The organism is Pseudomonas sp. CGJS7 (assembly GCF_036961695.1).
This window is the reverse complement of the sequence record NZ_JBAMDI010000145.1, coordinates 1-26,517: the sequence shown is the minus strand read 5'-3', so window position 1 is coordinate 26,517 and position 26,517 is coordinate 1. Positions and strand designations below refer to the sequence as shown.

The window sequence follows — 26,517 nt, the reverse complement described above, 5'->3', positions numbered from 1 at the left end:
CCTGCGCCGGCGGAGCGCTGGACGCGGCCGGCGCGTCGGTGGTGTCGCCCGCGCTCTTGCAGGCGGCAAGCGACAGCGCGCTCATCGCCAGCAGCAGGTACAGCGCTTTGCGGGTATCGATCTTCATGGATGGATTTACCTCCGGATAATGGACCGGGTCGGCGAGGCGCGACGCCGGTCGGACTTCAACAGCGACCGCGATGGACGGGTGCGGGGGAACACCGTGGATCGTCCATGCGCGGGTCGCGGGCACGTGCCGCAGGGAAGCGACGGCACGCGCTGCACGTTGCCGTCACCGGCATGAACGCCAACGCATGCGGCGCGCAGCGGGCTACGTTTGTTTAACCTCGCATCCAGGCGCATGCGTTAGCCGCGGCGAAAAAACGTGAGCACGTACTCGTTTGCGCGCGATGCGCGGCTTGCGCCCGGCTGAACGCAACGAAAGGTTTACTTACAAGCGAGCGGCGATAGGTTTCCGACCCGACGCCGGCCAACGCGCGAACGCTGCGAGCCGCGCGCACGCTCGCTGTCGGCGCATCGGCCGCGCGTCCGACGCCGCGGGCCCCGCGCCGGCTTATATCGCCATGCCGCAGTGCGGATTGAAACCCGCCGCCGACTCGGCCTAAGGTGCGGTCAGATCGGCGCCGTGCGCCGCACGCCACCGAGCGAGGGGAACACCTTTTGAGCCAGCCGCCGAGCCAGCCGACGCCGCCGCGTGCGTCCGATTCGCCCGCAGTCCCAGGATCGGAGCCTCACTCGCCCGGCACCGTCCGCGCCGTCAGCCGTTGGCAGATCGTCGGCCTGTCGATCAACGACGTGATCGGCAGCGGCATCTACCTGCTGCCGGCGACCGCCGCGCTGCTGCTCGGTCCGGCCAGCCTGTGGGCGGTGCTGCTGGCCGGCTTCGCGGTGGCGCTGCTGGTGCTGTGCTACGCGCAGGCGGCCAGTTATTTCGACCAGCCCGGCGGCGGTTATCTGTATGCGCGCGAAGCGTTCGGCCCGTTCGCCGGTTTCGAGGTCGGCTGGATGCTGCTGGTCACCCGCATCTCCACCGCCGCCTCGCTGAGCAACGGCCTGGCCGAGGCGGTGGCGCTGTTCTGGCCGGCGGCCAAGGGCGGGCCGGCGCGAGTGTTCGTGGTTGCCGGATCGCTCGGGCTGCTGGTGCTGATCAACGTGCTGGGCGTGCGCACCGCCGCGCGCGCGGGCGTGGCGCTGGCGGTCGGCAAGCTGGTGCCGCTGGTGTTGTTCGTGGCGATCGGCGCGTTCTACTTCGATCCCACGCTGCTGCATTCCGACGCGCCGCTGAAGATGGACAACCTCGGCGAAGCGGCTTTGCTGCTGTTGTTCGCCTATGCCGGTTTCGAAAACCTGCCGGCCGCCGCGGGCGAATACCGCAATCCGCGCCGCGACGTGCCGTTCGCGTTGCTGACCATGATTACCCTGGTCACGATCATTTACTTCACCGTGCAGTTGATCGCGCTGGGCACGCTGCCCGGAATCGCGACATCGTCCAGCCCCTTGGCCGAAGCCGCCGCGCATTTCAGCGGCACCGGTCTGGCGCTGGTGCTGACGGTGGGCGCGGCGATCTCGATCCTGGGCACCAACAGCAATACGGTGATGATGGGGCCGCGCTACTTGCTGGCGCTGTCGCAGGACGGTTACGGCCCGCGCGCGCTCGGCGCGATCCATCCGCGTTTCCACACCCCGGCGCGGGCGGTGCTGTTCATCGGCGTGATCGCCCTGGCCCTGGCGCTGACCGGTTCGTTCCAGCAACTGGCGCTGCTGTCGGTGGTCGCGCGGCTGTGCACCTACATCGGCACCGCGGTGTCGGTGCTGGTGCTGCAAAAGCGCCACGGCGACCGCGAAGGCGCGCTGCGTCTGCCGGGCGGGCCGTTGATTCCGATCGCCGCGATCGTGCTGTCGCTGGGCCTGTTGGCCAGCGCCAGCGCCAAGAATCTGATCGCCGGCGCGGTCGCGTTGCTGGTCGGCGCGCTGATCTACAAACTGCGCCGCGCGCCGGACCCGGTCAGCTGATCGCGGGCCTCAAAACTTCCACTGCACCGTCGCCATCAGCGTGCGCGGCTCGCCGAACGAGGTGCGGTCGATGCTCGCCTCGCCCGGGATGTAGCGCTTGTCGAACATGTTCTTGAGGTTGAGCTGCGCGTTCCAGCGCGCGGCCTCGTACGACAAGGCCGCGTCGAACAGGGTGTAGCCCTTGAGCAGGAACGGCCGCTGATAAATCGGATCGATCGGCTGGTAGTTGCTCGCCAGCCTTTCGCTCTCGGTATGCGCCCCCAAAGCCAGGCCGAGCCCGCTCAGCGGTCCGCTCGGCACGGTGTAACGCGCCCACAGGTTGGCGCTGTGGCGCGGCACGCCCGACAAGCGCGCGCCCACCGGCAGCACGTTGTCGCGGGTGATCTGCGCCTGGGTCCAGGCATAGGCGAACTGCACTTCCCATTGCGCGTTCGGCCTCCACCGCCCTTCGACCTCGACGCCGCGGCTGCGCTGCTCGCCGCTGGTGATGTAGAAAGTCGGATGTTCCGGGTCCTCGGTGGCCACGTTCTGGCGGGTCAGCTCGAACAGCGAGAGCATGCCGCTCAGGCGTCCGCCGCGCGGTTCCAGCTTGAGCCCGATTTCGTTGTTGACGCCGCGTTCGGGCGGCAGCGGATCGCCGTCGAAACGGCGGTAGTACCCGCCCTGCGGCGAGAACGAGCGCGAATGGTTGAGGTACAGCGCCAGATCGGGCCGCAGCGCATAGGTCAGGCCGGCGCGCGGGCTGAACTGGCGGTTGACCGCCTCGGCCTCGCCGACGCCGCTGCTGGCGCGATCCCAGCGGCCGCCCAGCGTCATCGTGGTGCGCTCGCCGAGCTTGAGGTGATCCTGCAGATAGAAGCCGCGCTGGGTGTTGGCCTGGAACGTGCGCGCGTCGTTGATGAAGGCCGGATGGGTGCCGTTCTGCCCATACACCGGATTGAACAGATCGATTTCGTACGGCCCCACATCGAAGGTGTCGGTGTAGCTGGAACGGCGCTTGCCGTAGTCCGCGCCGAACAACAGGCGGTGCTCGACCGCGCCGGTGCGCAGGGTCCACGACACATTGGTGTCCGCGCGCAGATCGTGACCGCGCTCGTTGAAAGGCCCGTAGTAAAGACGATTGATCTTGTCCATCTCCGGCGAGATCTGGTCGGGGAACATCCAGTGATCCCAGCGATCGTGGAAATCCGCATAACGCACGGTCTGATGCACGCTCACGCTGTCGCTGAATGCATGCTCGAAGCTGTAACCCAGGGCGCGATAGTCGCGATCCTGCACCGCCGGCACATCGCGCTCGTTGACCGAGAAGCTGCGGCGCAGGCGGCCGTTGGGATTGGGCAAGGCGCTGCCGTAAGCGGTGACCGGCGACCACGGATTGATCCGGTCGCGTTGCCAGGTGCCGAGGAATGTCACCGAAGTGCGCTCGGCGATCTTCCAGGTCAGCGACGGCGCCAGATACGCGCGGCGCGCGCCGGAGAAATCGACGAAGAAATCCTGATCGCGGTAAGTCGCATTGAGCCGGGCCAGCACGCGGCCGTCGCGGTCGAGCGGGCTGTTGGCGTCGATGCGCACTTCGCGGAAATCGTACGAACCCGCGCCGAGCGAAAGATCGATAAAGCGCTGCTCCTGCGGGCGCTTGCTGACCAGGTTCACCATGCCCGACAACGGCCCTTGCCCGTACAAGCCCGAAGCCGGGCCTTTCACCACTTCCAGCCGATCCAGGCCGCTGAGCTCGGTGCTGGCCTGATCGTTGGACCACAACAGGCCGTCGAGATAGGTCGCGCCGGCCGAGGCGTTGAAGCCGCGGATGTTGAAGCCGTCGAAGAATCCGTAAACGCTGTTGCTGGTGACGCCGGCGACGTTGCGCAAGGCGTCGGCGATGCGGCGCACGCCTTGCTGGTCCATGGTTTCGCGGCTGACCGTCGACACCGCCTGCGCCGTTTCCAGGCTAGGCGCGTCCATCTTCAGCGCGGCGCCGGCTTCGTGGCTGCGCAGGCCTTGCACGACCACCTCGTTCAAGGTGACGGCGGAGCGGTCGTCGGCCGCGGGCGTTTCCGCCGGCTCCGCGGCGCGCGCGCGCAGGCTGGGCACCAGCGCGGTGGCGACGGCGAGCGCGAGCACGCGGCCGCGGCGCGAGGCCTGCGCTCGGGTTAGCGGCGGGCGCGCGGACGCGGAAACGGCTCGAAAATCCGACGGGGAGGTGTGCATGACGGGCTCCGGACTACAGAAGGCGCCGTCTGCCGCTCGGGCCTGAGGCCGCCGGGCACGTGTGCATGAGATGCGCCGCGCGGGACCGCACGGCGCGCGAATCATAGGCAATCGAGGGGGCTGTCGCAAATCCCGACGCTTGACCTAAACATTACTTTAGGTTTTAGCCTGACCGCCCCTCTTCCTCCGACTCTTCATGACTTCCTCTCTCCGAATCGCGCTGATTTACGGCAGCGCGCGCCCCGGCCGTTTCTGCGATGTGGTCGCCGAATGGACGCGGCGGCGCATCCTCGCGCACGGCGGCTTCGAGATCGACCGCATCGATCCGCTCGATTGGCCGTTGTCCGGGCGCCCCAGCGACGGCGACGAAGCGCGGCTGCAGCAACTGCGCCAGCGCTTGCACGCGGCCGATGCGTTCGTGGTGGTCACGCCCGAGTACAACCACGGCTATCCGGCCGCGCTCAAATCCTTGATCGACGCCTGCTACGAGCCGTGGTGGGCCAAGCCGGTGGCGTTCGTCGGTTACGGCGCCAGTTCCGGCGGCCTGCGCGCGATCGAGCAACTGCGTCAGGTCTACGGCGGATTGCACTCGGTCGCCTTGCGCGATTGCATCGCCCTGCCGCATGCCTGGCGTCAGTTCGGCGAAGACGGCGAATTGCGCGAACCGCAGGCGGTACACGGGGCCATGCGCACGGTGCTGTCGCGCTTGAGCTGGTGGGGCTGGGCCTTGCGCGATGCGCGTCAGGCGGCGCCGTACGAGGCCGCGGCCTGAAGCGCGATCAGCGCAGCGGCGGCGCCGGCAACGGCGGCGGCGCGCCCTCGGGCAGCGCCATCAGCTGACGCTGCAAGTCGTAGAGAATCTCGGCGTCGCCCGCTTGCCATTCGCGGGTTTCGTTGCCGCGGAAACGGCGGTGGAACGCGGCCAGCGCGGCGCCGGGATCGCGCAGGTCGTAACCGACCAGACGCAGCGCCGCCCAGGCGTCGAAGCCGGGCGGCGGCGGGCCCGCGTCGAAACGCGGCCACAGGCCGAAACCGGCTTCGGCCAGGCGCCGCCACGGGAACAGCACGCTCGGATCGGTCTTGCGGGTGGGCGCGATGTCGCCGTGGGCGACGATCATGTAGCGCGGAATGCCCAGACGCTCGGTCAGATCGGTCAGCAGCCGCAACAGACTCTGGATCTGCGCTTCGGCGAACGGCTCGCTGCCGTCGTTGTCGATCTCGATGCCGATCGAGGTCGAGTTCAGATCCCAGATATCGCCCCAGCGTCCGGCGCCGGCGTGCCAGGCGCGCCGGTCCTCGGCGACCAGTTGATAGATGCGCCCGTCCTCGCCGACCAGATAGTGCGCGCTGACCTGCCCCTGCGAGTTGCGCGTGCTCAAGGTCCGCAGCGACTGCTCGACGCTGTCTTGCTGGGTGTGGTGCAGCACGATCAACTGCGCGCGGCGCTCGTTGTGGTTCGGCGAGGGATGCCATTGCGCCAGCGGATTGTGCGCCGGCGTGCTGGCGCAACCGGCCAATGCCAGCGTCGCGGCCACGGCCAAACCCAAGGGAAGTTTCATGCGGCCACGCTCGTGCTGCGGACGAAACGCGAGTGTAGGCGATGCGCGCCGGCATCGCCGCGCGCGGGTACCGGCGCGGCGGTTACAACTGTCATCCGGCGCGGCTTTGGTGACGCGCTGGACAGTTCGCGCCGGGCGCCGGGCCTACAGTGCCGCCGACGCGGGCCCCGCCCGCGCCGCGGCGGCCGCGACGGGTCGGACCTCGTCGATCGCGCGGCCTCCGCGCTCGTCGCCACGACAGGAGGATCGCGCATGAAACGCAAGACCTACGGCTATCTGGCCGCGTTCGCGCTGGCCGCTTTCGGATTCGGATTCGGCGTGCAGGCCACCGATTCGGCGCCGCCGGACAAAGCGCTGTGCAGCATCAAAGTCTGCCAGGACCGCTGCGGCGGCATGCCGGGCTGGAACCCCGGCAACGGCCAGCCTTGCCGCTGTTGCGACTGAGGCCGGCGCTTTGGTCGAGCCGCGCAGGCCTGGCCCGCGCGGCTCGACCGGCTGCGCTCAGTTGCGCACGCCGGGGGTGTCGAGCTTGGGATCGACGCGCTGCTGCTGTTCTTCGCGCCGCTGCGAGGCGCTCTTGCACACGCGTTCGACCCGGTTGCTGCCGATCGCGCGGACGCGTTCGCAGATCATCCGGTCTTCGCTCTTGGCCGCGCCGGCCTGCTGAATCCAGGACAGGTCCTGATGGGCCTGATCGCGGTCGGCCTCGTTGAGGTCTTCGTAGCGGCGGCCTTCGAGCAACTTGCTCAGGCGATCCTGGCGCGAACGCAGTTCCTGGCGGGTGGCGGCGTTGAGCTCGCCGTAGCTGCCGCGGCTGGCTTCGATGTCGCCGCGGATCTGCTTTTGCTGCTCCAACACCGCGGCGGCGTCGAACGGCGCGCGCTCGGTCGAGGCGACCGCGCCGGCGCAGGCGGCGGCGAGGACCAGGCCCACCAGGGTTTTGCTCAGGGAAAACCGCTTCAACTCGTTCTTTCGCATGGTTCCTTATGCCTCGTCGGTGCGGCCGGTGGGGCCGCGAAATCCGGACCGGACGGGTCCGTTCGCCTTCCAATGGGAGGGTGTCGCCGGAACGTGTCGGGCTGCATCGCAGCCGCTCCCCCATCGCCCCGGCGTCCCGATCCTAAACGAGACGCAGCCCACAACTCCATGGACTTTCGGCCTATTCGGCCGGACCGACTTTGCCGGATTTGCCCGCAAACCGGTTCTGTGAGGAACCGTGCTGTGCTCAAGCCAGCCCGCGGCATCGCCGCGGGCTGGCGTTCAACCGCGGGCCCGGCGCGGTCGCCGCGCCCTCAAGGCCCGATGCGGCGGCGCTTACTCGCCGATCAAGGCCGGATCCAGTTGTTGGACACCGCCAGCATCGACAACAGCTTGACGCTGTCGCCGTAGTAATCGCTGGCGCCGCCGTTGGCCATGTAGCTCCACAGCTTGTCCAACCAGGCCTGATCGGTATCGACCGTGGCGGCGACCGCGAACGGCGCGGTGAAGAACACGCTGTTGTAGTTGCCGGTGTGGTTGCCGTCGAGCTTGTAGACGCTGCGCAGGTTGTTGGGGTTGTTGCCGGACTTGGCCTTGGCCCACTGGTTGAGCTTGCGCGCCGCGGTGCGCGAGCGGCTGTCGCCGCTGACCGCCGCGTCGATGCCGATCCGCCACGGCACCCGGCCGGCGTTCCAGCCGTAGATGCCGTCGTTCTCGCCTTCCAGGAAATCGACCTCGGCCGGCCGCGGCGTGCCGGTGGTGTTGACGATGAAGTCCGGCAGCAGGCCGGTGTTGGGCGCGTAGGTGCTTTGCATCCGCGCCAACAGATTCTGGTGCGCGTCGAGCACGCCGGTCCAGTAGCTGTCGCCGAGCTTGGCGCCGAAGGAACGGAAGTGGCCGAGCATCCAGTCCGAGCTGCGGGTAGCGTTGTACTGATGCGCCGAACCCGGAGAGACCCAATCGCCCAGGTGCACCAGCTTGTTGTTGGGATGGATGGTGCTGCTGCGGATCGCGGCGATCACCTTGCGCGCTTCGCTGGCGTAGTTGATCGCGCCGGCCGAGCCCCATTGCGCGTCGGCCAGCAGCAAGGCGTAGGCGATGTCGAGATCGCCGTCGCTGGCCGAGCTGTTGCCGGCCACGTTGCGGCAGCTGCTGTCCTGCGCCCACGACAGCAACGCCGGGTTGCCGCCGCTGGGATGGCCGCGGTTGTAGCGGTGCAATCCGTCGAACAAGGTCTGCGCTTCGGGATCGTTGCCGGCCATCATCACCGTGATCAACATGCCGTAGCCCTGGCCTTCGGAGACCACGTAGGCGGTGTCGGTGGAGGCCTTGACCCGGTATTCGCCGGCCTTGCACCCGGCCACCAGATAGCGCTGCTTCCAGGCACGGTAGAACGAGGCGGTGGATTGATCGGCGGCGGCGCGGCCGACGCTGGGGCTGAGGGTGCCGCTGACGTAACTCTGGCGATGGCTGCCGAACGGGAAATTCGGCGCGGCCTGGACGCTGCCGAACACCGCGACGGTGACGGCGAACAACGCCAGACGTTTCAGGCCGCGGTGCAACGGATTGCGATGCGTGGATTGGGTGGCGATAGCCATGAGGCTTCTCCGAGGTGGTGTACGTCGACCGGATAAAGCCGCGCGCGCACCGGCCCGCGCGGGTAGCGCGCGCAGGGTCACGATTCGTCGATGGTTCGGTACGACGGCGGCGACGGGTGCGGCCGTCGCTCGCGCATGCTCGAGCGCGGCCGCAGGCGCAGGCTAGCGCGCGGCGGCCAGCGACAACGTTGTCGGCCGTGACCGAGCGTGTGAATGCCGCTTGCGCCGGCTCGCAAATCGACCAAGGTCTTAGATCACAGGTAGCTCAGCCAGCGCTCGCGCCGGCGCCGTTTGACCCCGGCGAACCAGCGCGCGCACGGGTACAGCAGCGCCAGCGCCAGCAGCCAGACCGCGTAGACCGTCGCCAGATCCACGCCCCAGCCGGCTTCGGCCAACTGGCGCGGATTGAACAACGGCGCGATGAACACCCGCGCCGGCACCCCGCTGGCCACGCCGATCGCCATGGCCAGGCCGTGGACCAGATAGATGTGCAACAGGTAGGTGAACAGCGGCGTACGCCCGTACGCCAGCAACAGCGCGCGCAACGGGCCGCGCACACGTTCCAGAAGCAGACCGAGCGATATCGACACGCCGAGCGTGACCAACACGTATTGCAGCGACGGCGGTTGTTTGGAGACGTTGAAGAACGAAGCGACATCGCGCCAACCCTGCAAGCGCAACCACGGTCGCGGATCGCCGAACTGCAAGCCCGCGCGCAGCAACGCGAACGCCGCCAACGCCGCCAGCGCGCATGCGGCCAACACCCGCGTGCGCCGCGGCGCCGGCAGCGCGAACAACGGCCCGGCGCCGTAGCCGAGCAGCATCGCGCCGATCCACGGCACCGCCGGATAGGCGACGAAGCCTTCGACGCCGGCGACCGTGCCCGGCCGCATCGTCAAAGTCCACAGCCAGGCCCACGGCGACGCCGGATCCGGCCCCGATCCGGCGAGCAAGCCGTGTCCGGCGACGATCACCGCGCCCAAGGCCAGCACCCACGCGCGCGGCAACCACAGCAGCGCCGACAGCGCGACCATGCCCAGGCCGATCGCCCAGATCACCTGCAGGAACAGATACGGCCAGACGAACTGGAAACCGAACACGATCACCGTCAGTTCCAGCGCGATCAACCACGCGCCGCGGCTGAGCGCCAGTTTCGCGACTTGCGCGCGCGGCGCGCCGCCGTTCAATTGCAGGAAGATCGACACCCCGGACAGGAACACGAAGGTCGGCGCGCACAGATGGGTAATCCAGCGCGTGGCGAACAGCAGCGGCGTGGTCCGCTCCAGATCGAGCGGGCTGAATACGAAGGCTTGCGCGTGGAAGTAATCGCGAACGTGGTCGAGCACCATCAGCGCGATCACCAGGCCGCGCAGGATGTCGATCAGTTCCAGGCGCGCGGCGCCGCTGCGGGTCAGGCCGCCGGCGGGGGGAGTTGCGGGAAGATCGGCGGGAAGCGGCGGCGCCGCTGCGGGTCAGGCCGCCGGCGGGGGGAGTTGCGGGAAGATCGGCGGGAAGCGATGGATCGGCCATGCGCGGCTCCGGACGGCCGCGGGGCGGCCTGGGTCGGAGCATAGCGCCGGCGCGGCGGGTCCGTCGCTGCGGCGCTGGCTTGGCGCTGTGAACAGGAAGATCTTGCCTCGGCCGATGAGAGCAAGATCAAAATGGATTCCGGCTTTCGCCGGAATGACGGTAAGTCGGTTGCGCGGCTTTGCCGGCGGTTCTTATTCCTTGCGGATCGCGTGCCCGCCGAACTCGTTGCGCATCGCCGCCAGCAGCTTGTCGGCGAAGGAATCCTTCTCGCGCGAGCGCAGCCGTTCCAGCAACGAGGCGGTGATCACCGGCGCGGAGACGTTGAGATCGATCGCCTCGGCCACGGTCCAGCGGCCTTCGCCGGAATCCTCGACGTAAGGCGCGATCCCGTCCAGGGCCGGGTTCTTGCCCAGCGCGTCCGCGGTCAGGTCCAGCAGCCACGAGCGCACCACGCTGCCGTGGCGCCAGATTTCGGCGATCTGGTGCAGGTCCAGGCCCAGCTCCTCCTTGCGGCCCATGATCGCGAAGCCCTCGGCATAGGCCTGCATCATTCCGTACTCGATGCCGTTGTGGACCATCTTGGTGAAGTGCCCGGCGCCGCTGGGCCCGACCCGGCCCCAGCCGCGATCGGCCGCGGGCGCCAGGGTTTGGAAGATCGGCCGCAAGCGTTCGACCGCGCCTTCTTCGCCGCCGATCATCAGGCTGTAGCCCTCTTGCAGGCCCCAGACGCCGCCGCTGGTGCCCGAATCGATGTAATGCAGCCCGTGTTCGCTCAGCTGCGCAGCGCGGCGCGCGCTGTCTTTGTAATTGGAGTTGCCGCCGTCGACGATGGTGTCGCCGCGGCTCAGCAACGGCAGCAGCTCGGCGATGGTCGCGTCCACCACCTTGCCGGCCGGCACCATCAACCACACCGCGCGCGGCGCGGGCAATGCGGCGACCAGTTCGGCCAACGAGGCCGCCGCGCCGATGCCGCGCGTGGCCGCTTGCTCGCGCGCCGCCGCGCCGGGGTCGTAACCGACCACCCGATGCCCGCCGCGCACCAACCGTTCGGCCATATTGGCGCCCATGCGGCCGAGGCCGATCATGCCCAGTTCCATGCTGTCTCCTTGGTGTGAATACGTTCGAATGCGGTACCGCCGCCGCCCGCGTGGGCGCCGCCGCGAAGTGGCCGATGTTCCGGCCTGCCGCGGTAAAGAAGTGTGAGCGCATTCGGCGAAACAAAGCCCGCCATCGGCGTAACGCTACATTCCAGCGCGCTCAGCCCTGCTCGGAAGCCGTCGGGTCCGCGGCTGAGGCCGTGGCGCGCCGCTCGGCCCGGCGCCGATGGATCGCGTGCATGCCCAGCGGCAGCAGCGCCAGCGCGATCGCCACCGCGTCCACACCCAGCATCAGCGCGGTGATTTGGCCCTTGCCCGGATCCAGCAGCAACACCACCAGCCCGGCAACCGGGCCGAGCAGCGCGATGCCGACATGCCAGCGAGCGAATTCGCGCGAGCGGTACTTGTCGAACAAGGCCAGCAGCGCGAACGCGGCCAGTTGCAGCAGCGCCCAGGGCGCGACCGCGTAGAGATGAAACATCACCCCGATCAGCCCGCTGAAGTCCGAGGCCCAGGCCGGCCCGGCGGCGAGCCCGGCCAGTCCTGCCGCGGCGGCGGCGAATCGTTTTGTTTGCATGGCGTGCGCTCCGTTGCGGCCGCCGCCAGCATCGCAATCCTGCCCGGCGCGGGCAAGCGCCGGTTCAGTCCTTCTCGGCCGCGCGCTTGCGCATCTCCATCGCTTCGAACACCGCGATCGCCGGCGCCGCCGGCTGGTCGCCGGGGATGTCGTGCGAGCTGTTGGCGATGGTCACCCGCTTGCCCTGGCGCGAGGTCGCGATCAAAGCCATATGGGTTTGCTCGCGCGCCGAGGTCAGCGCCTGCAGGTGGCCCGGCGGCGCGTCGGTGTAGGGCTGATCGGCGCTGAGCACGATCACCGGCTTGCCGTCGTGGCGCTCGCTCTTGGGCACCGCGCTGCCGTACAGCGACAACCGATCCTGCGAGCCGGAAATCATGGTTTCCCAGAACGCCGGCTTGGAGCGCCAGGCGCGGATGGCCGCGTTCAACTTGTCGCTGTAGTTGGGGTTGGGCCCGCGCAGACAGTTGCGCAGGCTCGCCGGCGGTTTGGCCGCGCTCAACCGGCCGTCCTTGGCGCCTTGCTCGCAAGCCCGATACAGGGCCAGCATCTTCGGCGAAATATCCGCCTCGGCCTTGGCGTAGGACTGCGAGAACTCGCCGACGTTCTGCTCCGGCGGATCGACCAGCACCAGCGCCGCGACTTGCTTGGGATACAGCTCATCGAAACGGCGCACGATCTGGCTGCCGTAGGAATGGCCGACCAACACCAGCGGCGTGCGCAAATCGGCGGCGTCGATCAAGGCGTGCAGATCGGCGACGTCGGCGCCCAGATCGCGCGGCAGCGGGCCGCCATCGCTGAAGCCCAGGCCGGCGCGATCGTAGGAACACACCCGGTACTGCACCGCGATCTGCGGCTGCGACTTGGCCCAGGCCAGCGAATCGGAGCTGAAACCGGCCTCCAGCAGCACCGTCGGCTCGCCGCGGCCGGTGCAGCGCAGATTGAGATGGCGGCCGCCGCCGATGTCCACCCGCTGTCCGGCTTCGGCGTAGATATCCAGCTCGGTGTCGGGCGCCGGGCGCGCGGGCTTGGCCGGCGCGGACTTGGCCGCGGCCGGATCGGCCTGCGCCGCGGTCGCGGCCAGCCCCAGGCACACAGCGGCCAGCGCACAGGCCGCCGCGGCGCGTCTTGCGAATGTGTCCCTCATTACCGCCCTCGCCTTCGGTCAATGAAGGCGCGATGTTAAGCAAGTCCCTCGCTCTGTCCGCACCGGTGGCACACACACAAGACAGACGCGATTCAGTTCCGCGGCGCCCGCCGCCGGGCCGGAGCTTGCCGGCCGCGGCCGCCCGCCGGGCCGATACAAAAAGAAACATCGGCCGTGTCGATCCGGCCCGCCGCGGTTCGTCGTCCTTACAAGAACGCGGCGATGAGGCGGCTTCCGGCACCCGCCGGGCCGCATCGCCCCGCCCGACCTAACCGAACAGGACGATCCCGATGCGCTTCATGATGTTGATGATTCCCCACGGCTACGAATCGGCCGAGCCCGGCGCCATGCCCAGCGCCGAACACGTGGCGGCGATGATGGAATACAACCGCGCCCTGCATGAGGCCGGCATTTTGATCGCAGCCGACGGCCTGCACCCGCCGTCGATGGGCGCGCGGGTGAGTTTCCGCAACGGCCGCTCCAGCGTGACCGACGGCCCGTTTCCCGAAGCCAAGGAAGTGCTCGGCGGCTACTGGCTGATCGATGTCGCCTCGCGCGCCGAAGCGATCCGCTGGGCCCGGCGCTGCCCGGGTTCGGACAGCGAAACCATCGAAATCCGCCAGATCCAGGAAATGCAGGACTTCCCCGCCGACGTGCGCAAGGCCGCCGCCGGTTTCGAAACCATGCAGCGCCGCTGAGCGCCGCCCAGCTCAAACATTCAAGGACTCTTCGACCATGTTGACTATCGTTATCGCGGCCATCGCCGCCCTGATCGCGCTGTTTCTCATCGTGGCGGCATTGCAGCCGGCCCGATTCCGGGTCGCGCGCAGCATCCTCATCGATGCGCCGCCCGCCTCGGCCTTCGCCGAAGTGCAGGACTTGCGCCGCTGGCAGGCGTGGTCGCCGTTCGAAAAGCTCGACCCGAATCTGCAACGCCAGTACGAAGGCGCCGACCGCGGCGAAGGCGCGATCTACGACTGGGTCGGCGACAACAAGGCCGGCGAAGGCCGCGCCACCATCGTCCAGGTGCATGAGAACCAACAGGTGGCGGTGCGACTGGATTTCCGCAAGCCGTTCCGCGCCAGCAACCTGGCCGTATTCCATTTCAGCCCGCGCGGCGACCGCACCGAGGTGACCTGGGCGATGAGCGGCGAACGCAATTTCCTGTTCAAGGCGATGAGCCTGTTCATGAGCATGGACAAGATGGTCGGCAGCATGTTCGACCAAGGCTTGCGCGAGCTGAAAACGCTCAGCGAAGCCCAAGCGCGCGCCTGAGCCCGCCCGACCCAGCACCACCAAACAAACCGCGCCACACCCACCCCACCGTCATTCCGGCGAAAGCCGGAACCCATTTTGATCTTGCTCTCACAGGCGCGGATAAAGCCTCATCTACCTGCGACGCCAACACGCCGGGCCCGGATAACGGCCCGGCTTATCCGCAACCGGATTCAAGCAACCTCGCGCTGCGCCCCGGCCTGCCAAATCTCATACCACTCCTCCGCGCTAAGCCGGATCCGCAACGCCTCCACCGCATCGCGCAGCCCTTGCACGCGGCCGCTGCCGGTGATCGGCCAAGGCCGCGAGGGATGCCGCAGCAACCAGGCATAGGCGATGCTCGCCACCGACGCGCCGCCATGGCGCTCGCCGACCGCGGCCAGCGCCTCGCGCACCTGCAACGCATGCGCATCGTCTTCGCCGAACAAGCGGCCGCCGCCCAGCGGCGACCAGATCATCGGCCGCATCGACAAGGCCTGGCATTGATCCAGGGTGCCGTCGTCCAGCGGCGCCAGATGCAGCGGCGACAATTCGATCTGATGCGTGGCCAAACGATGCCGCGCATTCAACAAGGCCAACTGCGACGGCGAATGATTGGACACGCCGACGTGAACGATCTTGCCGGCGGCCTTGAGTTCTTCGAAGCAGCGCGCCAGGGCATCGGCGTCCATCAGCAGATCGGGGCGATGGATCAACAACAGATCCAAGCGGTCGGTGCGCAGCGCGCGCAGGGAGTTTTCGACCGAGGCGACCACATGCTCGGCCGAACTGTCGTAAGACTTGATCCGGTGCGCCGGCCGCTGCGCCGAGGTCAGCTTGATCCCGCATTTGCTGACGATGCGGATTTTCTCGCGCAATCCCGGCTCGGCCGCCAAGGCCTCGCCGAACAAAGATTCGACCCGGTAATCGCCGTAGATATCGGCATGGTCGAAGCTGTCGATGCCCAGTTCCAGAGCCTGATGGATCCATTGCAGGCGCTGGCCGACATCGAAGTCCCATTCGGCCATGCGCCAGACGCCGGCGACGATGGGAGACAGTTGCAGAGCGGGCGTAGCGGTGTCGGTCAGGGCGGGCATGGCGAGCGCGGCGGTCGGGGGAGGCTCAGTCTATCCTGCGCCGTCATGCCCACGCGGCAGCGCGCGCATCGCGCGGGCCGCCGCTGGGTTCCGCCCGCGCTCAGCCGGCCAACGCCGCCGTCGCCTCGATCTCGAACAGCATCCCGTCCAGCGCCAGTCGCGGCACCGGAATCAAGGTGCAGGCCGGGCGATGATCGGCGCCGAACGCGGCGGCCAGTTCCTCGCCGAACACGTGCAGACGTTCGTGAGTGTGATCGACCACCAACACCGTCAGCTTGACCACATCGCGCGGCGTGGCGCCGGCCGAGGCCAACGCGGTGGCGAGATTGCGCATGGCCTGGCGCACCTGCGCGCGGAAGTCCGGATCGAGCGCGCCGTCGGCGGTTTCGCCGCCCTGCCCGGCCACCAGCAGCCAGCGCGCACCGGGGCCGACTTGGGCCAGGTGCGAGTAGCCGTTGGGCGCGGGGTCGTACAGGCCGGCCGGGTTGGACAGAACGAAGACAGGTTGGGGATTGGCAAGATTCATGGGAATTCTCGGTAGGGGATCATCGCAATGCGGACTGCCGCGGCCGAATCAATACGCGCCGCGAGCGCTCACACCGGTACGACGATCCTGCCCAAGCCGCTGTGACATGCGCGGCCGTCGCCGCCGCAACACAGCATCCCGATCCGCACCTGCCCGGCCATCGGCGGTTTATGGCCGCGCGGCCAGCACTTCGGCCAAGGCCCGCGGCAACGCGATCGCATAGCCCTGGGCCTTGTCGATGCCCAGCGCGCGCACCAGCTCCAGGGTCTGCTCGTCCTCGACGTGCTCGGCCACGATGCGCGCGCCGATCTGATGGGCGACAGCGTTGATCGAGGCGATGATCGTGCGGTCGACGTCGTTGTGCACCGATTCGCGGACGAAGCTGCCGTCGATCTTGATCGTGTCGACCGGGAACCGGCGCAGGTAGCCGAACGAACTCAAGCCGGCGCCGAAATCGTCCAGGGTGATGCCGCAACCGGCCTGGCGCGCGGATTCGATGAAGGCGCTGGCGGTGCCGAGGTTGTCGATCAGCGCGGTCTCGGTGATTTCCAGGCTCAAGCGCCCCGGCGCCAACGCGGCCTGGCGCAGCTCATCGCGCAGGAACGGCCACAGGCGCGGATCGCTGAGCGAATTGGCCGACAGATTCACCGCCAAACAGACGCCGGGCGCGGCGTGCAGCGCCTGCGCGTAATCGCGCAGCAAGGTGGCGATCACCCAGCGGTCCAGCTCGATCATCAGGCCGTAGCGTTCGGCCGCCGGCACGAACTGGGCCGGACCGATCAGCGCACCGTGTTCGTCGCGCATGCGCAGCAGGATTTCGTAGTGCCGCTGCGTCGATGCCGCCCCGCGCAGGTCGCGGATCTCCTGCGCGTACAGCGAAAACCGGTTCTCGGCGATCGCGTCGCGGAAGCCGGACACGATCAGATTCTCGCGGCGGTAGCGGCGCGCGCTGTTGCTGGTGCCCTCGTACACCATCACCTGGCCGCGACCGGCCGCCTTGGCCGCGTAGCAGGCGGCGTCGGCCTGACTCATCAGATCGTCCGGCGCCGGCGACTCCACCGCCACGCAGGTCAGGCCGATGCTGGCGCCGATCTCGTGGCGGCGGCCGTTCCAGCGGAAATCCAGCGCGGCGATGTCTTCGATCAGGTGCGCGGCGACGGTCTCGCCGCGGCGCAGGTCGCAGTTGCGCAGCAGCAAGGCGAATTCGTCGCCGCCGATGCGCGCGATCAGATCGCTGTCGCGGGTGCGTCGCTTGAGCAACTGGCCGATTTCGCGCAGCAACGCGTCGCCGGCGGCGTGGCCGGCGCTGTCGTTGACGATCTTGAACCGGTCCAGATCGATGAAGCCCAGCACGTGCCCGCCGGCGAGCCCCCGCGCTTCGGCGGTGGCGCGGCGCAGCTCGCGTTCGAACATCAAGCGGTTGGGCAACCCGGTCAGCGCATCGTGGTTGGCGCTGTGGGCCAGATCGCGCTGCAAGGCGCGCGCGCTGCTGACATCGCGCAGGGTCAGCACCGCGCCGATCACCTGCCCCGAGGCGGTGTGCAACGGCGAGGCGATGCCGTGCACGGCGATCTGCAGGCCTTGGGCGTCGGTCACCACCGCCCCGTCGGGCAAGGGCACCGCGGTCAGCCGGATCAGGCTTTCGGCGACCGGATCGACCAGGATTTCCTCGCCGCTCTCGCTGGACAGGCTGAGAATCTCCGACAGTTCGCGTCCGGCCGCGCGCTCCTGCGGCCAGCCGGTCAATTGCTCGGCGGCCAGATTGAGGAAGGTGATGCTGCCCAGCGAGTCGGTGCACACCACCGCGTCGCCGATCGAGCGCAGGGTGATGCGCATGCGCTCTTTTTCTTCGAACAACTGCGCTTCCAGGTGCTTGCGCCCGGTGATGTCCCAGTTCAAGCCGATCATGCGCAGCGGCCGGCCGTCGCCGTCGCGCAGCACCCGCGCCAGCGCGCGGATGTGGCGCAATTCGCCGCTGTGGCGGTGGTGGATGCGGAAGTCGGTGTCGAGCGCGCCGGCCGACTTCATCGCGCGTTCCAGTTCCGCGGCCATGCGCTGGGCGTCCTCGGCCAACAGGCAGTCCAGCCACGATTGCAGGCCGCCGTCGTAGCTGCCCGGCTCCCAGCCGTACAGCGAGTGCATGCGCTCGTCCCAGCTCTGGGTGCGGGTGGCGGCATCGAATTCGAACACGCCGATGCCGCCGGCGCCGACCGCCAGTTGCAAGCGCTCGCTCATTACCGCCAGCTGGCGCTCGGCCTCCTTCTGCGCGCTGACGTCGAGCACCACGCCGACGCAGCGGGTCGGCGCCTGCGCGCCTTCGCGGAACAAGGTCGCCACGCTGCGCAGATCGCGCACCTGCCCGTCGGCGCGGACGATGCGGTATTCGATATCGAACTCGGCCTGATGCCGCAACGCATGCGCCCATTGCTCGGCGACGCGCTCGCGGTCTTGCGGATGGATCGGATCCATCCAGCGCTGGTCGCCGGACTGGAACACTTGCCAAGTGTCGCCGCAGCCGACGTCTTCCTCGCGCTCGCCGGCTTCCGGCAGACGCGCCGGTTCGATGCCGAAGATCGAGAACACCTCGGCATTGGCCCGCGACGGCCCGCTGGGCAGGCGCATGTCGTACATGCCGATATGGCCAGCGCCCGCGGCCAGTTCCAGGCGTTGTTTGGCCGTCGCCAATTGCTGCTGGGCCAACTTGAACGAGGTCACGTCCAGGTTGATGCCCATCGCCCGCAGCGGCTGGCCGTCGTCGCTCCATTCCACGATCTTTCCGCGGCAGTGGATCCAGCGCCAGCCGCCGTCCTTGTGGCGCCAACGCAGCACCGTGTCGATCTGATCGATCTCGCCGCGCGCGCCGCCGTGCAGCATGGCGATCAGCTTCGGCAGATCCTCTGGATGGCTCAACGGCAACCACTGCGCCATGTCCTCGCCGATTTCGTCGAGCTCGTAGCCCAGCAACGCGCTGAGCCGGCGCGAGCTGGAGACTTGGTCGCTGACCGGATCCCACTCCCAGCTGTCCAACTCGCCCGAGTCCAGCAGCAGGTCCAGGCGACGCCGGCTCGCCGCCAGCGCGCGTTCGGCCTGGCGCAGCGGCCCGGCGTCGAGCAATTGCAGCAAGTACCCGCCGTCCTCTTCATCGCCCAGCGGCGTCAGCGAGGCGCCGGCCCATAAACTCTCGCCGTCGATCCGGCGCCAACGCAGTTCTTCGCCGTCCGCCGGTGCGATGGCATCGAACAACGCGGCCAGGCCGTCGCGGCTTTCCGCGGCGATCAGATCGTCCAGATTCCGACCCACCGCGGGGCCGGCCAACAACTCGCAGAAACAGGGATTGGCGAACACGATCCGTCGCCCGTCGTCGATCACCGCCAGACCGATCCGCGCCGCGGCCACCAGATCGGCCTGCATCGGCAGCCGCTCCGGTTCGATGGGATCGGCGGCGGTGGCGGCTCGCGAATCCCGACTGTCTGTCTTCATGTGCAACCCACTGCCCGGCGGCAACCGCCTGCGCCAGCGCGGCCCCCTGTTCCCGTCGGCCGCTCACGCTGGATGTGCGCGACCGACGCCCTGCAGGCAGATTGCTTGATCGCGCGTGAAGACGCGACACGACACTGGTGAACAGGGGATCGCCGCCATCGCCTTCGAACGGGCGAGCAACTGCGGACAACGTTCGAACAACGCGGCGGACTTCAGAAGCCCGACGGAGTGCTTGTTTCAAATGTGAAACGCAGCTTGTTCTGTCCCCGCGCGCCCTCGCGGCGATAGAACGCGATCGCCCGGCGGTTCCATTGCGGGGTCTGCCATTGCAGCTGCGCGCAACCGCTGTCGCGCGCGAACGCCGCCGCTTGGGCCAGCAAGATTCGGCCCAGGCCTTGGCCGCGCGCGGCCTCGCGCAGGTACAACGCGTCCAGGTGCACGTACTCGCGCGCGGCCCAGACCGAGAACTCCAGGCTCGCCGCGGCATAGCCAAGAACCTCCGAGGCGTCGCAGGCCAACCACACTCGCAGGCGCGGGCAATCGCCGCTCAGGGCCGCGCGCAAACGCCCCATCCAGGCTTCGGCGGGTTCGGCCGCGATCGCCGAACGCTCGTAATCGGCATGTTCGCCGCACAGTTCGCGCAAGACCGGCGCATCGTCGGGACCGGCGCGGCGCACGCGCGCCGCATGCGCCGCCGACGCCGCAACGCTCACGCCGCCGCCTCGGCCCCGCCCTGCGCCAACGCGAAGCCCTCATCCAGCCAGCCGGTGATGCCGCCGGCCATCAGCTTGACCCGGTAGCCCAACTCGGCCAACCGCGCCGCGCCGCGCGCGGCGCCGTTGCAATGCGGCCCGGCGCAGTAGGTCACGAACAAGGTCGATGCCGGGTAGGCGGCCATGCGCGAAGCGATGATCTTGCGGTGCGGAAGATGGATCGCGCCCGGTACATGGCCGGCCGCGTACTGCTCCGGGCCGCGGACATCCAGCAGCACGAAGCCCGGATCGCCCGAGGCCAGCGCCGCGTGGGTGTCCCAGCAGTCGGTTTCGTAGGCGAACTGCGCCTGGAAATGCGCCAGCGCCTGAGCGGGTTCGGCGGCGGGGATGTCGGTGACGGCGTTGCGCATGGGTCGCTCCAGTGGCGGGGAATGCGTGCATTGTCGAGATCGCCGCGAACGCGCACCATTGGCGGAATCGCCAACCATCGATCAAATCATGCCTAAGTCCGAAAACCCGCCACGAGCGCCCGCAGCACGCCGGCGCGGCGACGGCGCCGCGCCCAATCCACGGGTGGCGGTGCTCGCCTACGAAGGCCTGTGCGCGTTCGAGTTCTCGTGCGCGGCGGAAGTGTTCGGGCTGGCGCGGCCGGAGCTGCGCGGCGAGGTGTCCGCGCGCGAGTGGTATCGCTTCGAAACCTGCGCTGCGCAGCGCCGGCCGTTGCGCGGGCAGTACGGCCTGAAGATCCAGGCCGACGCCGGCCTGGACCGGCTGGTCCGCGCCGGCACGGTGATCGTCCCGGGCTGGAGCGGCAGCGATACGCCGGTTCCGCCTGCGGTGATCCAGGCCCTGCGCGAAGCCCACGCGCGCGGCGCGCGCCTGCTGTCGATCTGCTCGGGCGTGTTCGTGTTGGCCGCGACCGGTTTGCTCGACGGCCGCCGCGCCACCACCCATTGGCGTTATGTCGAAACCCTGCGCGAGCGCCATCCCGAGATCCACATCGACGCCAACGCCTTGTACGTCGACGAAGGCCGCTTGCTGACCTCCGCCGGCAGCGCGGCCGGACTGGACTTGTGCCTGCATCTGGTGCGGCGCGACTGGGGCGCGCGCATCGCCAACCATGTCGCGCGGCGGCTGGTGATCGCGCCGCATCGCGAAGGCGGCCAGGCGCAATACATCGAACGCCCGGTGCAACGCAGCGAACGCGGCGCGCTGGCGCCGCTGCTGCAGCGCATGCGCGAGCGCCTGGCCGAACCGCTGCCGATCGCCGAACTGGCGCGCGAAGCGACGATGAGCGAGCGCAGCTTCATGCGCCACTTCAAGCGCGCCACCGGCGCCACCCCGGCCGATTGGCTGATCCAGGCGCGGGTCGAACGCGCGCGCGAGTTGCTGGAAACCACCGCCGCCAGCATCGACCGCATCGCCGGCGATACCGGATTCGGCAGCGCGATCACCATGCGCCACCACTTCCGCCGCAAACTCGGCGTCAGCCCGCGCGATTACCGCGACCGCTTCGCCCGCGAGTCGGCAGGCGGCTGAGGCCGGGAACCGGCGGCTTGTGCGCGCTATTCGGTAGCAACTGCGACCGCCGTCGGCGATCGGCGATCTCGCTGTCCGCTCGCGCGCAGGTTCCGCGTCGGCTTCAAACAGGCCCGAATCGTTCGCGGCCACCCAGGGTTTCCGCCAGGACGGCGCCGCCAGCGGCCGTCGCGCCGCCGACGGCCCGTATCCGTGCGCAACCCGCATGGCCACGGAACCCGCATGAGCACGTTCAGAACCCGCGCCGGCATCGAGCTGTACTACAAGGATTGGGGCCACGGTCCCAGCGTGGTGTTCTGCCACGGCTGGCCGCTGACCGCCGACAGCTGGGAAGCGCAGATGTTCTTCCTCGCCGGCAACGGTTTCCGTTGCATCGCCCACGACCGCCGCGGCCACGGCCGCTCGGCGCAACCCTGGGACGGCAACGACATGGACCACTACGCCGACGATCTGGCCGAATTGATCCAGCACCTGGATCTGCGCGACGCGGTGTTGATCGGCTTTTCCACCGGCGGCGGCGAAGTCGCCCGCTACATCGGCCGTCACGGCACCGGCCGGGTGAGCAAGGCCGCGCTGATCTCGGCGGTGCCGCCGTTGATGCTCAAGACCGACAGCAACCCCGGCGGCCTGCCGATCGAAGTCTTCGACGGTTTGCGCGCGGACTCGCTCGCCGACCGTTCGCAGTTGTACAAGGATCTGGCCGCCGGCCCGTTCTTCGGCTTCAACCGCCCGGGCACCAAACCCTCGCAAGGCATGATCGATTGGTTCTGGCTGCAGGGCATGGCCGGCGGCCACAAGAACACCTACGAGAGCATCGCCGCATTCTCGGCCACCGATTTCAGCGAAGACTTGAAACGATTCGACGTGCCGACCCTGATCGTGCACGGCGACGACGACCAAGTGGTGCCGATCGATGCCGCCGGCCGCGCGTCGGCGCGGTTGATCGCGGGCAGCCGGCTGATCGTCTATCCCGGCGCGCCGCATGGGCTGACCGATACGCACAAGGATCGGCTCAATGCGGATCTGCTGGCGTTCTTGCAGTCCTGACAGCACACCGCCATCGCCGCACCGCGGTATCCTTGCATCGATTCCTGCGCGCAGATCCCAGATGGCAACCGACAAACGACGTGTGGCTTTCACCGATGAACACGGCGATCATTTGGGCGCGTTCTACTTGCCGCCCGGTTCGCGGGATTGCGAGGACGGCGATTTCAGCACTCTGGCCGCCATGGGTACCGGGGTATTGCGCGGCCGCAGCTTTGCGCGCTCTTGCTTGAGCAGAGTACTGCTGAGCAACAGCGATCTGTCGGGCTGCAATTTCAGCGATGCCGACCTGCGTGGAGCAAACTTGATCTGTACCCGCTTGATAGGCGCGAATCTGCGCGGTGCCGATTTGGGCCTGGACGGGCACGGACATGCGACCAGATTGCACGGTGCCGACCTCAGCGAAGCTCAGCTGCAAACCAGCCGTTGCGAAGGCGCACAGTACGACGAGAACACCCGCTTTCCCGCCGATTTCGACCCACAGGCCGCCGGCATGGTCAAAACCGAGCCGCGCTTCTGAGCCGCCCGCTCGCGCTAGTATTCATCGCAACTTTCGAACGGATTCGCTCTCGCGCATGAAGACGCTGCAACTGTGGCCCGTCGTCGAACTGCTCCAAAGCCCCGGCGAACTGGTCGCGTTAGACCCGGGCCCGCAGCGCACGCTCTACACGCTGTATGCGCTCGAAGCCCTGGACTATCGCGAGGAAAGCGGCGCGTTCCCGAAGATCCACCCGAGCACGCCGCAACGTTATCGCGCCCAGGCCTGGCTCGACGGCGAGCCGGTGCTGGACCTGACCATCGAAGGCGAGCGCTACAACATCCACCATCTGCAGCCGCTGGGCGACGACTTGTTGCTGGTGTGTTCGCGTTCCAGCGCGCGCGGCGGCGACAGCCACCTCAATGGCCGGGTGTACTCGCGTAGCGGCCAATTGCTGCGGGAAATGGCGCTGGGCGATGCGGTCGAGCATGTGCAGACCACCGCGCACGGCGAGATCTGGACCGGATACTTCGACGAAGGACTGGCCTCAAACAACCCCATCGCCGCATCGGGCCTGGTGGCCTGGGACGCGCAAGGCTCGCCGGTCTATCACTACGATCCCGCGCCACCGCTGGATCGCATCGTCGACTGTTATGCGCTAAATCTCGCCAGCCACAACGAAGTCTGGCTGTGCTACTACTCGGCGTTCCCGCTGGTGCAGCTGCGCGACCGTCGCATCGTCCGCTCATGGACCGTGCCCACGCCCGCGCGCTACTCGAACGCGTTCGCCGTATTCCGCGAGCATGCCTTGTTCGCCGGCGGCGAGGACCGCGACAGCTACCACTTGCTCGGACTGGATGCAGGCCCGCAGGCCTCGCTGATCGAAACCTTCGCGCTAATCGACGAAACCGGCGCGCCGCTGCGCGCCGAGCGCATCGCCGGGCGCGGCGACACGCTGTACTTGCTCAGCGCCGCGCGCGTGTACGCCTTCGGCATCCATCAAGCGATCGGCTTGCTCGCCCGCTGAGCGCCCGCCTCAGTGCGCGGCCTGCTTGCGCTCGCGAAGCTGCTGCTGCAACCCGCGCTCGAACCCCTCGCCCTCGGCCAGCTTGCGCTCGATCTCCGCCATCGGCAGCCAACGGCCCTGGGCGAACACGCCGGCGATCTTGCCGACGTTCTGGATATCGGCCAGCGGATCGGCGTCGAGCAACACCAGATTGGCCCGCTCGCCTGCGCGCACCGCGCCGCTGCCGGCCTTGGGATCGAACAACCGATGCGCATTGATCGACGCCGCGCGCAGCACTTCCACCGGCTTGAGCCCGATCTCGCGCAGCTCGACCATTTCCTGCTGCACCGACACCCCGAACGCCAAGCCCGGCAGCGCGGCATCGGTGCCCACGGTCAGCGGCACCTTGCGCTTCCACAACTCGCGGGTCAGCACGCGGGCGAAGTCGTAACCGGCCGAAAACGCATCGGCGCCTTCTTGATCGCGGAAGGCCTGACTCAGATACCGATTGCCCGGCGGCGCCCAATCCAGGCGCGTCACCGCATCGACCGAAGCGTCCCAGCCGCCGGGCACCGCCGGCACCTGCCGATGCACGTACATATCGACGATGGTGCGCAGCGTGACCAGGGTCGGCGTCACCGACATGCCGCTGGCCGAGACCGCCTGGGCCAGGGCTTCGATGTCCTTGGGCGAAAGATCGTGTTCGATCCGGGCGAAGCGCGCCAGTTCCTCGCTGTGGGCGATGTTGGTCATCGGATGGCCGAAGGCGAAGGCGCGGTCGGCGCAGCTCGCGCAGCCCAGTTCCGGCAGATGGCCGGTGGTGATGAAGCCCTGGCGCGCGGATTCTTCGACGATGGCCCGATAGGTCTCGCGGTTGAGGAACTGATAGGGCTTGATGAAATCGTAGCCGCGTTCGCGCGCGCGCTGGACCGCGAGGATGCCGTCGGCGGCGGTGGTCGGCGACTCGGGTTTCGACGCCGGCACCGGCTGAGTCGGCGACACCGCCACCGCCGCACGCGGGCCGTTGATGCGCTTGCCCACATACAACTTCGGCCCGTCCATCCGGCCCGCGTCGATTTCGCCGCGCAACCGCAGCAGATCTTCATCGCTGCCGGCGCTGCCGCCGAGATTGGCCACGCCGGTGACTCCGGCCTTGAGCAGATTCAGCATGATCTGGCGGTCGTAGCGATGCTCCTGGCCCAGATCCAGCCCGGAAATCGCTGCGTCCTTGCTGTCGCGGATCGCGCCTTCGGTGCTGAGGTGCACATGCGCATCGACGAAGCCGGGAACCAAATACTTGCCGCGCCCATCCACGACCGCCGCGCCCTTGACCTTGGTCTTGCTTGCCTGCGGCAGGATCCGCTCGATCTTGCCGTCGCGGATCACCACCGTGCGATGCGCCAGCACCTCATCGGTATCGGCGGGAATCACGGTGACATCCTCCACCACCCAGGTCCCGGCCGGCTGCGCGGGCGGCGCGGTGGAGGCGGCGGGCGTGGCGCCCAGGGCCAGACCCAACAGATACGCGATCATTCCCATCTCCTGCTAGTTGCCAGCGATGATAAGCGCTGATTCGCGGCCGACACCGGCCGAAAGTCGCACCCCGCCTTCGCGGGCCGCCTTAACCAGATGCGCCCGGTGCGGGTATGGTTGAAAGCCCTAATCGCCGCCGCGTCGCCGTCCCTCAGCCCCGAGCAGCCAGATGAAGCAAAAGATCGTCGTATTCACCGGTGCCGGCGTCAGCGCCGAAAGCGGCCTGAAAACCTTCCGCGACATGGGCGGGCTGTGGCACGAGTACCGCCTGGAGGACGTGGCGTCGCCGCAGGCGTTCCAGCGCGACCCGGCCACGGTGCTGCGCTTCTACAACGAACGCCGCAAGGGCGTGCTGGCGGCGCGGCCGAACGCCGCGCACGAGGCGATCGCGCGGCTGGAAGAGCGCTTCGAGGTGGTGGTGATCACCCAGAACATCGACGATTTGCACGAGCGCGCGGGTTCGACCCGGGTGATCCATGTGCATGGCGAGATCCTCAAGGCGCGCAGCAGCGCCGACCCGTCGCGGGTGTACACGCTCAAGGGGCCGCTGATCGAGATCGGCGATCTGTGCGAGTTGGGCAGCCAGTTGCGGCCGGATGTGGTGTGGTTCGGTGAGAACGTGCGGCATCTGGACGAATCGGCCGGGCATTTTTCCGAAGCCGATAAGGTCTTGGCCATCGGTACGTCGCTGACCGTATTCCCCGCTGCTGGCTTAGTTGACTATGCCCCGCCTACTGCCGAGCGGGTGTTCGTGTCGCCGGAGTTGCAGGAGGTGCCGCGCTTCTACCGCTTTTTGCAAGGCACGGCGGTGGAGACGGTGCCGCCATTAGTCCAGGAGTGGTTGGCACGCTGAGTAGCATTCGCTCGGTTCGAATCGCACCTTCCCCGCATCGCCGCCCCAGCCCTTCTCCCGCTTGCGGCGACCGCAGGAAGTGCAAGGCTGAGAAGGTGCCCGAAGGGCGGATGAAGGCGCTTTTGCTTTTGCTTTTGCTTTTGCCGTTGCTCTGGCCCGGCGGCGCATCTAACTCGCGATAGCAAAAGGACACCCGAAGGGCGGCGCACAAGGACGTGCGCCGGGTTCCGTCGCGGGCAGGATGCCCGCTACGGAACCTGCCCGCGTCA

Annotated in this window: 24 protein-coding genes; 10 read left to right on the top strand and 14 right to left on the bottom strand. The window is 68.3% G+C overall.

The genetic code is table 11. From position 1 onward, the window contains the following. Positions 1-681 precede the first annotated feature (681 nt). Positions 682-2,034 carry an APC family permease gene (locus V7787_RS45470; protein ID WP_336094307.1) on the top strand — a complete coding sequence of 451 codons (1,353 nt, stop codon included), beginning with the start codon at positions 682-684 and terminating at the stop codon, positions 2,032-2,034. Between the two features lie 9 nt (positions 2,035-2,043). Here the strand turns inward: V7787_RS45470 and V7787_RS45465 are convergent, their stop codons facing one another. Continuing rightward, positions 2,044-4,155 (bottom strand): TonB-dependent siderophore receptor, encoded by a 2,112-nt coding sequence (locus V7787_RS45465; RefSeq protein WP_336094305.1) that lies wholly within the window; start codon positions 4,153-4,155, stop codon positions 2,044-2,046. Positions 4,156-4,438: 283 nt separating this feature from the next. Between V7787_RS45465 and V7787_RS45460 the strand changes: the two genes are divergently transcribed. After that, on the top strand, positions 4,439-5,014 hold the full coding sequence (locus V7787_RS45460; protein ID WP_336094304.1) for an NADPH-dependent FMN reductase: 576 nt from the start codon (positions 4,439-4,441) through the stop codon (positions 5,012-5,014). Between the two features lie 7 nt (positions 5,015-5,021). On the opposite strand, the gene V7787_RS45455 is transcribed toward V7787_RS45460, so the two are convergent. Further along, complete coding sequence (locus V7787_RS45455) at positions 5,022-5,801, bottom strand: N-acetylmuramoyl-L-alanine amidase (RefSeq protein WP_336094303.1); 780 nt, start codon at positions 5,799-5,801, stop codon at positions 5,022-5,024. 252 nt (positions 5,802-6,053) lie between these two features. Here V7787_RS45455 and V7787_RS45450 point away from each other — a divergent pair, with 252 nt between their 5' ends. After that, positions 6,054-6,245, top strand: coding sequence for a hypothetical protein (locus V7787_RS45450; protein WP_336094302.1), 192 nt, complete (start codon positions 6,054-6,056; stop codon positions 6,243-6,245). A gap of 57 nt (positions 6,246-6,302) precedes the next feature. On the opposite strand, the gene V7787_RS45445 is transcribed toward V7787_RS45450, so the two are convergent. From V7787_RS45445 to V7787_RS45420, 6 genes are all read right to left on the bottom strand, one after another. Further along, complete coding sequence (locus tag V7787_RS45445; protein ID WP_336094300.1) at positions 6,303-6,779, bottom strand: hypothetical protein; 477 nt, start codon at positions 6,777-6,779, stop codon at positions 6,303-6,305. A 347-nt stretch (positions 6,780-7,126) separates the two neighbouring features. Next, complete coding sequence (locus V7787_RS45440; protein ID WP_336094299.1) at positions 7,127-8,377, bottom strand: glycosyl hydrolase family 8; 1,251 nt, start codon at positions 8,375-8,377, stop codon at positions 7,127-7,129. A 254-nt stretch (positions 8,378-8,631) separates the two neighbouring features. After that, a complete protein-coding gene (locus tag V7787_RS45435) occupies positions 8,632-9,759 on the bottom strand; it encodes a DUF1624 domain-containing protein (protein WP_336094309.1) in 1,128 nt (375 codons plus the stop codon). 339 nt (positions 9,760-10,098) lie between these two features. Further along, the gene (gene gnd / locus V7787_RS45430) at positions 10,099-11,034 is read right to left on the bottom strand and encodes a phosphogluconate dehydrogenase (NAD(+)-dependent, decarboxylating) (RefSeq protein ID WP_336094308.1); all 936 of its coding nucleotides are present in this window, start codon (positions 11,032-11,034) and stop codon (positions 10,099-10,101) included. Between the two features lie 130 nt (positions 11,035-11,164). Next, positions 11,165-11,581: a hypothetical protein gene (locus V7787_RS45425; protein WP_336094298.1), complete on the bottom strand. Its 417-nt coding sequence runs from the start codon at positions 11,579-11,581 to the stop codon at positions 11,165-11,167. Between the two features lie 64 nt (positions 11,582-11,645). Next, positions 11,646-12,725, bottom strand: a complete 1,080-nt coding sequence (locus V7787_RS45420) for an alpha/beta fold hydrolase (RefSeq protein WP_336094297.1) — start codon at positions 12,723-12,725, stop codon at positions 11,646-11,648. A 290-nt stretch (positions 12,726-13,015) separates the two neighbouring features. Here V7787_RS45420 and V7787_RS45415 point away from each other — a divergent pair, with 290 nt between their 5' ends. Further along, positions 13,016-13,423: a YciI family protein gene (locus V7787_RS45415; RefSeq protein ID WP_336094296.1), complete on the top strand. Its 408-nt coding sequence runs from the start codon at positions 13,016-13,018 to the stop codon at positions 13,421-13,423. A gap of 37 nt (positions 13,424-13,460) precedes the next feature. Then, the gene (locus V7787_RS45410; RefSeq protein ID WP_336094295.1) at positions 13,461-14,000 is read left to right on the top strand and encodes an SRPBCC family protein; all 540 of its coding nucleotides are present in this window, start codon (positions 13,461-13,463) and stop codon (positions 13,998-14,000) included. 173 nt (positions 14,001-14,173) lie between these two features. Here the strand turns inward: V7787_RS45410 and V7787_RS45405 are convergent, their stop codons facing one another. From V7787_RS45405 to V7787_RS45385, 5 genes are all read right to left on the bottom strand, one after another. After that, positions 14,174-15,076 carry an aldo/keto reductase gene (locus V7787_RS45405; RefSeq protein ID WP_336094294.1) on the bottom strand — a complete coding sequence of 301 codons (903 nt, stop codon included), beginning with the start codon at positions 15,074-15,076 and terminating at the stop codon, positions 14,174-14,176. A 100-nt stretch (positions 15,077-15,176) separates the two neighbouring features. Next, a complete protein-coding gene (locus V7787_RS45400; protein WP_336094292.1) occupies positions 15,177-15,602 on the bottom strand; it encodes a RidA family protein in 426 nt (141 codons plus the stop codon). Positions 15,603-15,770: 168 nt separating this feature from the next. Then, the gene (locus tag V7787_RS45395; RefSeq protein WP_336094290.1) at positions 15,771-19,082 is read right to left on the bottom strand and encodes a bifunctional diguanylate cyclase/phosphodiesterase; all 3,312 of its coding nucleotides are present in this window, start codon (positions 19,080-19,082) and stop codon (positions 15,771-15,773) included. 212 nt (positions 19,083-19,294) lie between these two features. After that, on the bottom strand, positions 19,295-19,795 hold the full coding sequence (locus tag V7787_RS45390; protein WP_336094288.1) for a GNAT family N-acetyltransferase: 501 nt from the start codon (positions 19,793-19,795) through the stop codon (positions 19,295-19,297). Continuing rightward, the gene (locus V7787_RS45385; RefSeq protein WP_336094286.1) at positions 19,792-20,205 is read right to left on the bottom strand and encodes a rhodanese-like domain-containing protein; all 414 of its coding nucleotides are present in this window, start codon (positions 20,203-20,205) and stop codon (positions 19,792-19,794) included. Before V7787_RS45385 ends, V7787_RS45390 begins: the two co-directional genes overlap by 4 nt. A gap of 88 nt (positions 20,206-20,293) precedes the next feature. Between V7787_RS45385 and ftrA the strand changes: the two genes are divergently transcribed. From ftrA to V7787_RS45365, 4 genes are all read left to right on the top strand, one after another. Then, on the top strand, positions 20,294-21,334 hold the full coding sequence (gene ftrA, locus V7787_RS45380; protein WP_336094285.1) for a transcriptional regulator FtrA: 1,041 nt from the start codon (positions 20,294-20,296) through the stop codon (positions 21,332-21,334). Between the two features lie 222 nt (positions 21,335-21,556). After that, positions 21,557-22,381, top strand: a complete 825-nt coding sequence (locus V7787_RS45375) for an alpha/beta fold hydrolase (protein WP_336094284.1) — start codon at positions 21,557-21,559, stop codon at positions 22,379-22,381. Next, on the top strand, positions 22,350-22,898 hold the full coding sequence (locus tag V7787_RS45370) for a pentapeptide repeat-containing protein (RefSeq protein WP_336094283.1): 549 nt from the start codon (positions 22,350-22,352) through the stop codon (positions 22,896-22,898). The genes V7787_RS45375 and V7787_RS45370 overlap by 32 nt, the downstream gene beginning before the upstream one ends. 55 nt (positions 22,899-22,953) lie before the next feature. Next, on the top strand, positions 22,954-23,883 hold the full coding sequence (locus tag V7787_RS45365; RefSeq protein ID WP_336094282.1) for a hypothetical protein: 930 nt from the start codon (positions 22,954-22,956) through the stop codon (positions 23,881-23,883). A 9-nt stretch (positions 23,884-23,892) separates the two neighbouring features. Here the strand turns inward: V7787_RS45365 and V7787_RS45360 are convergent, their stop codons facing one another. Continuing rightward, entirely contained in the window at positions 23,893-25,395 is a 1,503-nt protein-coding gene (locus V7787_RS45360; protein ID WP_336094281.1) for an amidohydrolase family protein, read from the bottom strand. Positions 25,396-25,564: 169 nt separating this feature from the next. On the opposite strand from V7787_RS45360, the gene V7787_RS45355 reads away from it, so the two are divergent. After that, positions 25,565-26,248 (top strand): SIR2 family NAD-dependent protein deacylase, encoded by a 684-nt coding sequence (locus V7787_RS45355; protein ID WP_336094280.1) that lies wholly within the window; start codon positions 25,565-25,567, stop codon positions 26,246-26,248. Positions 26,249-26,517 lie beyond the last annotated feature (269 nt).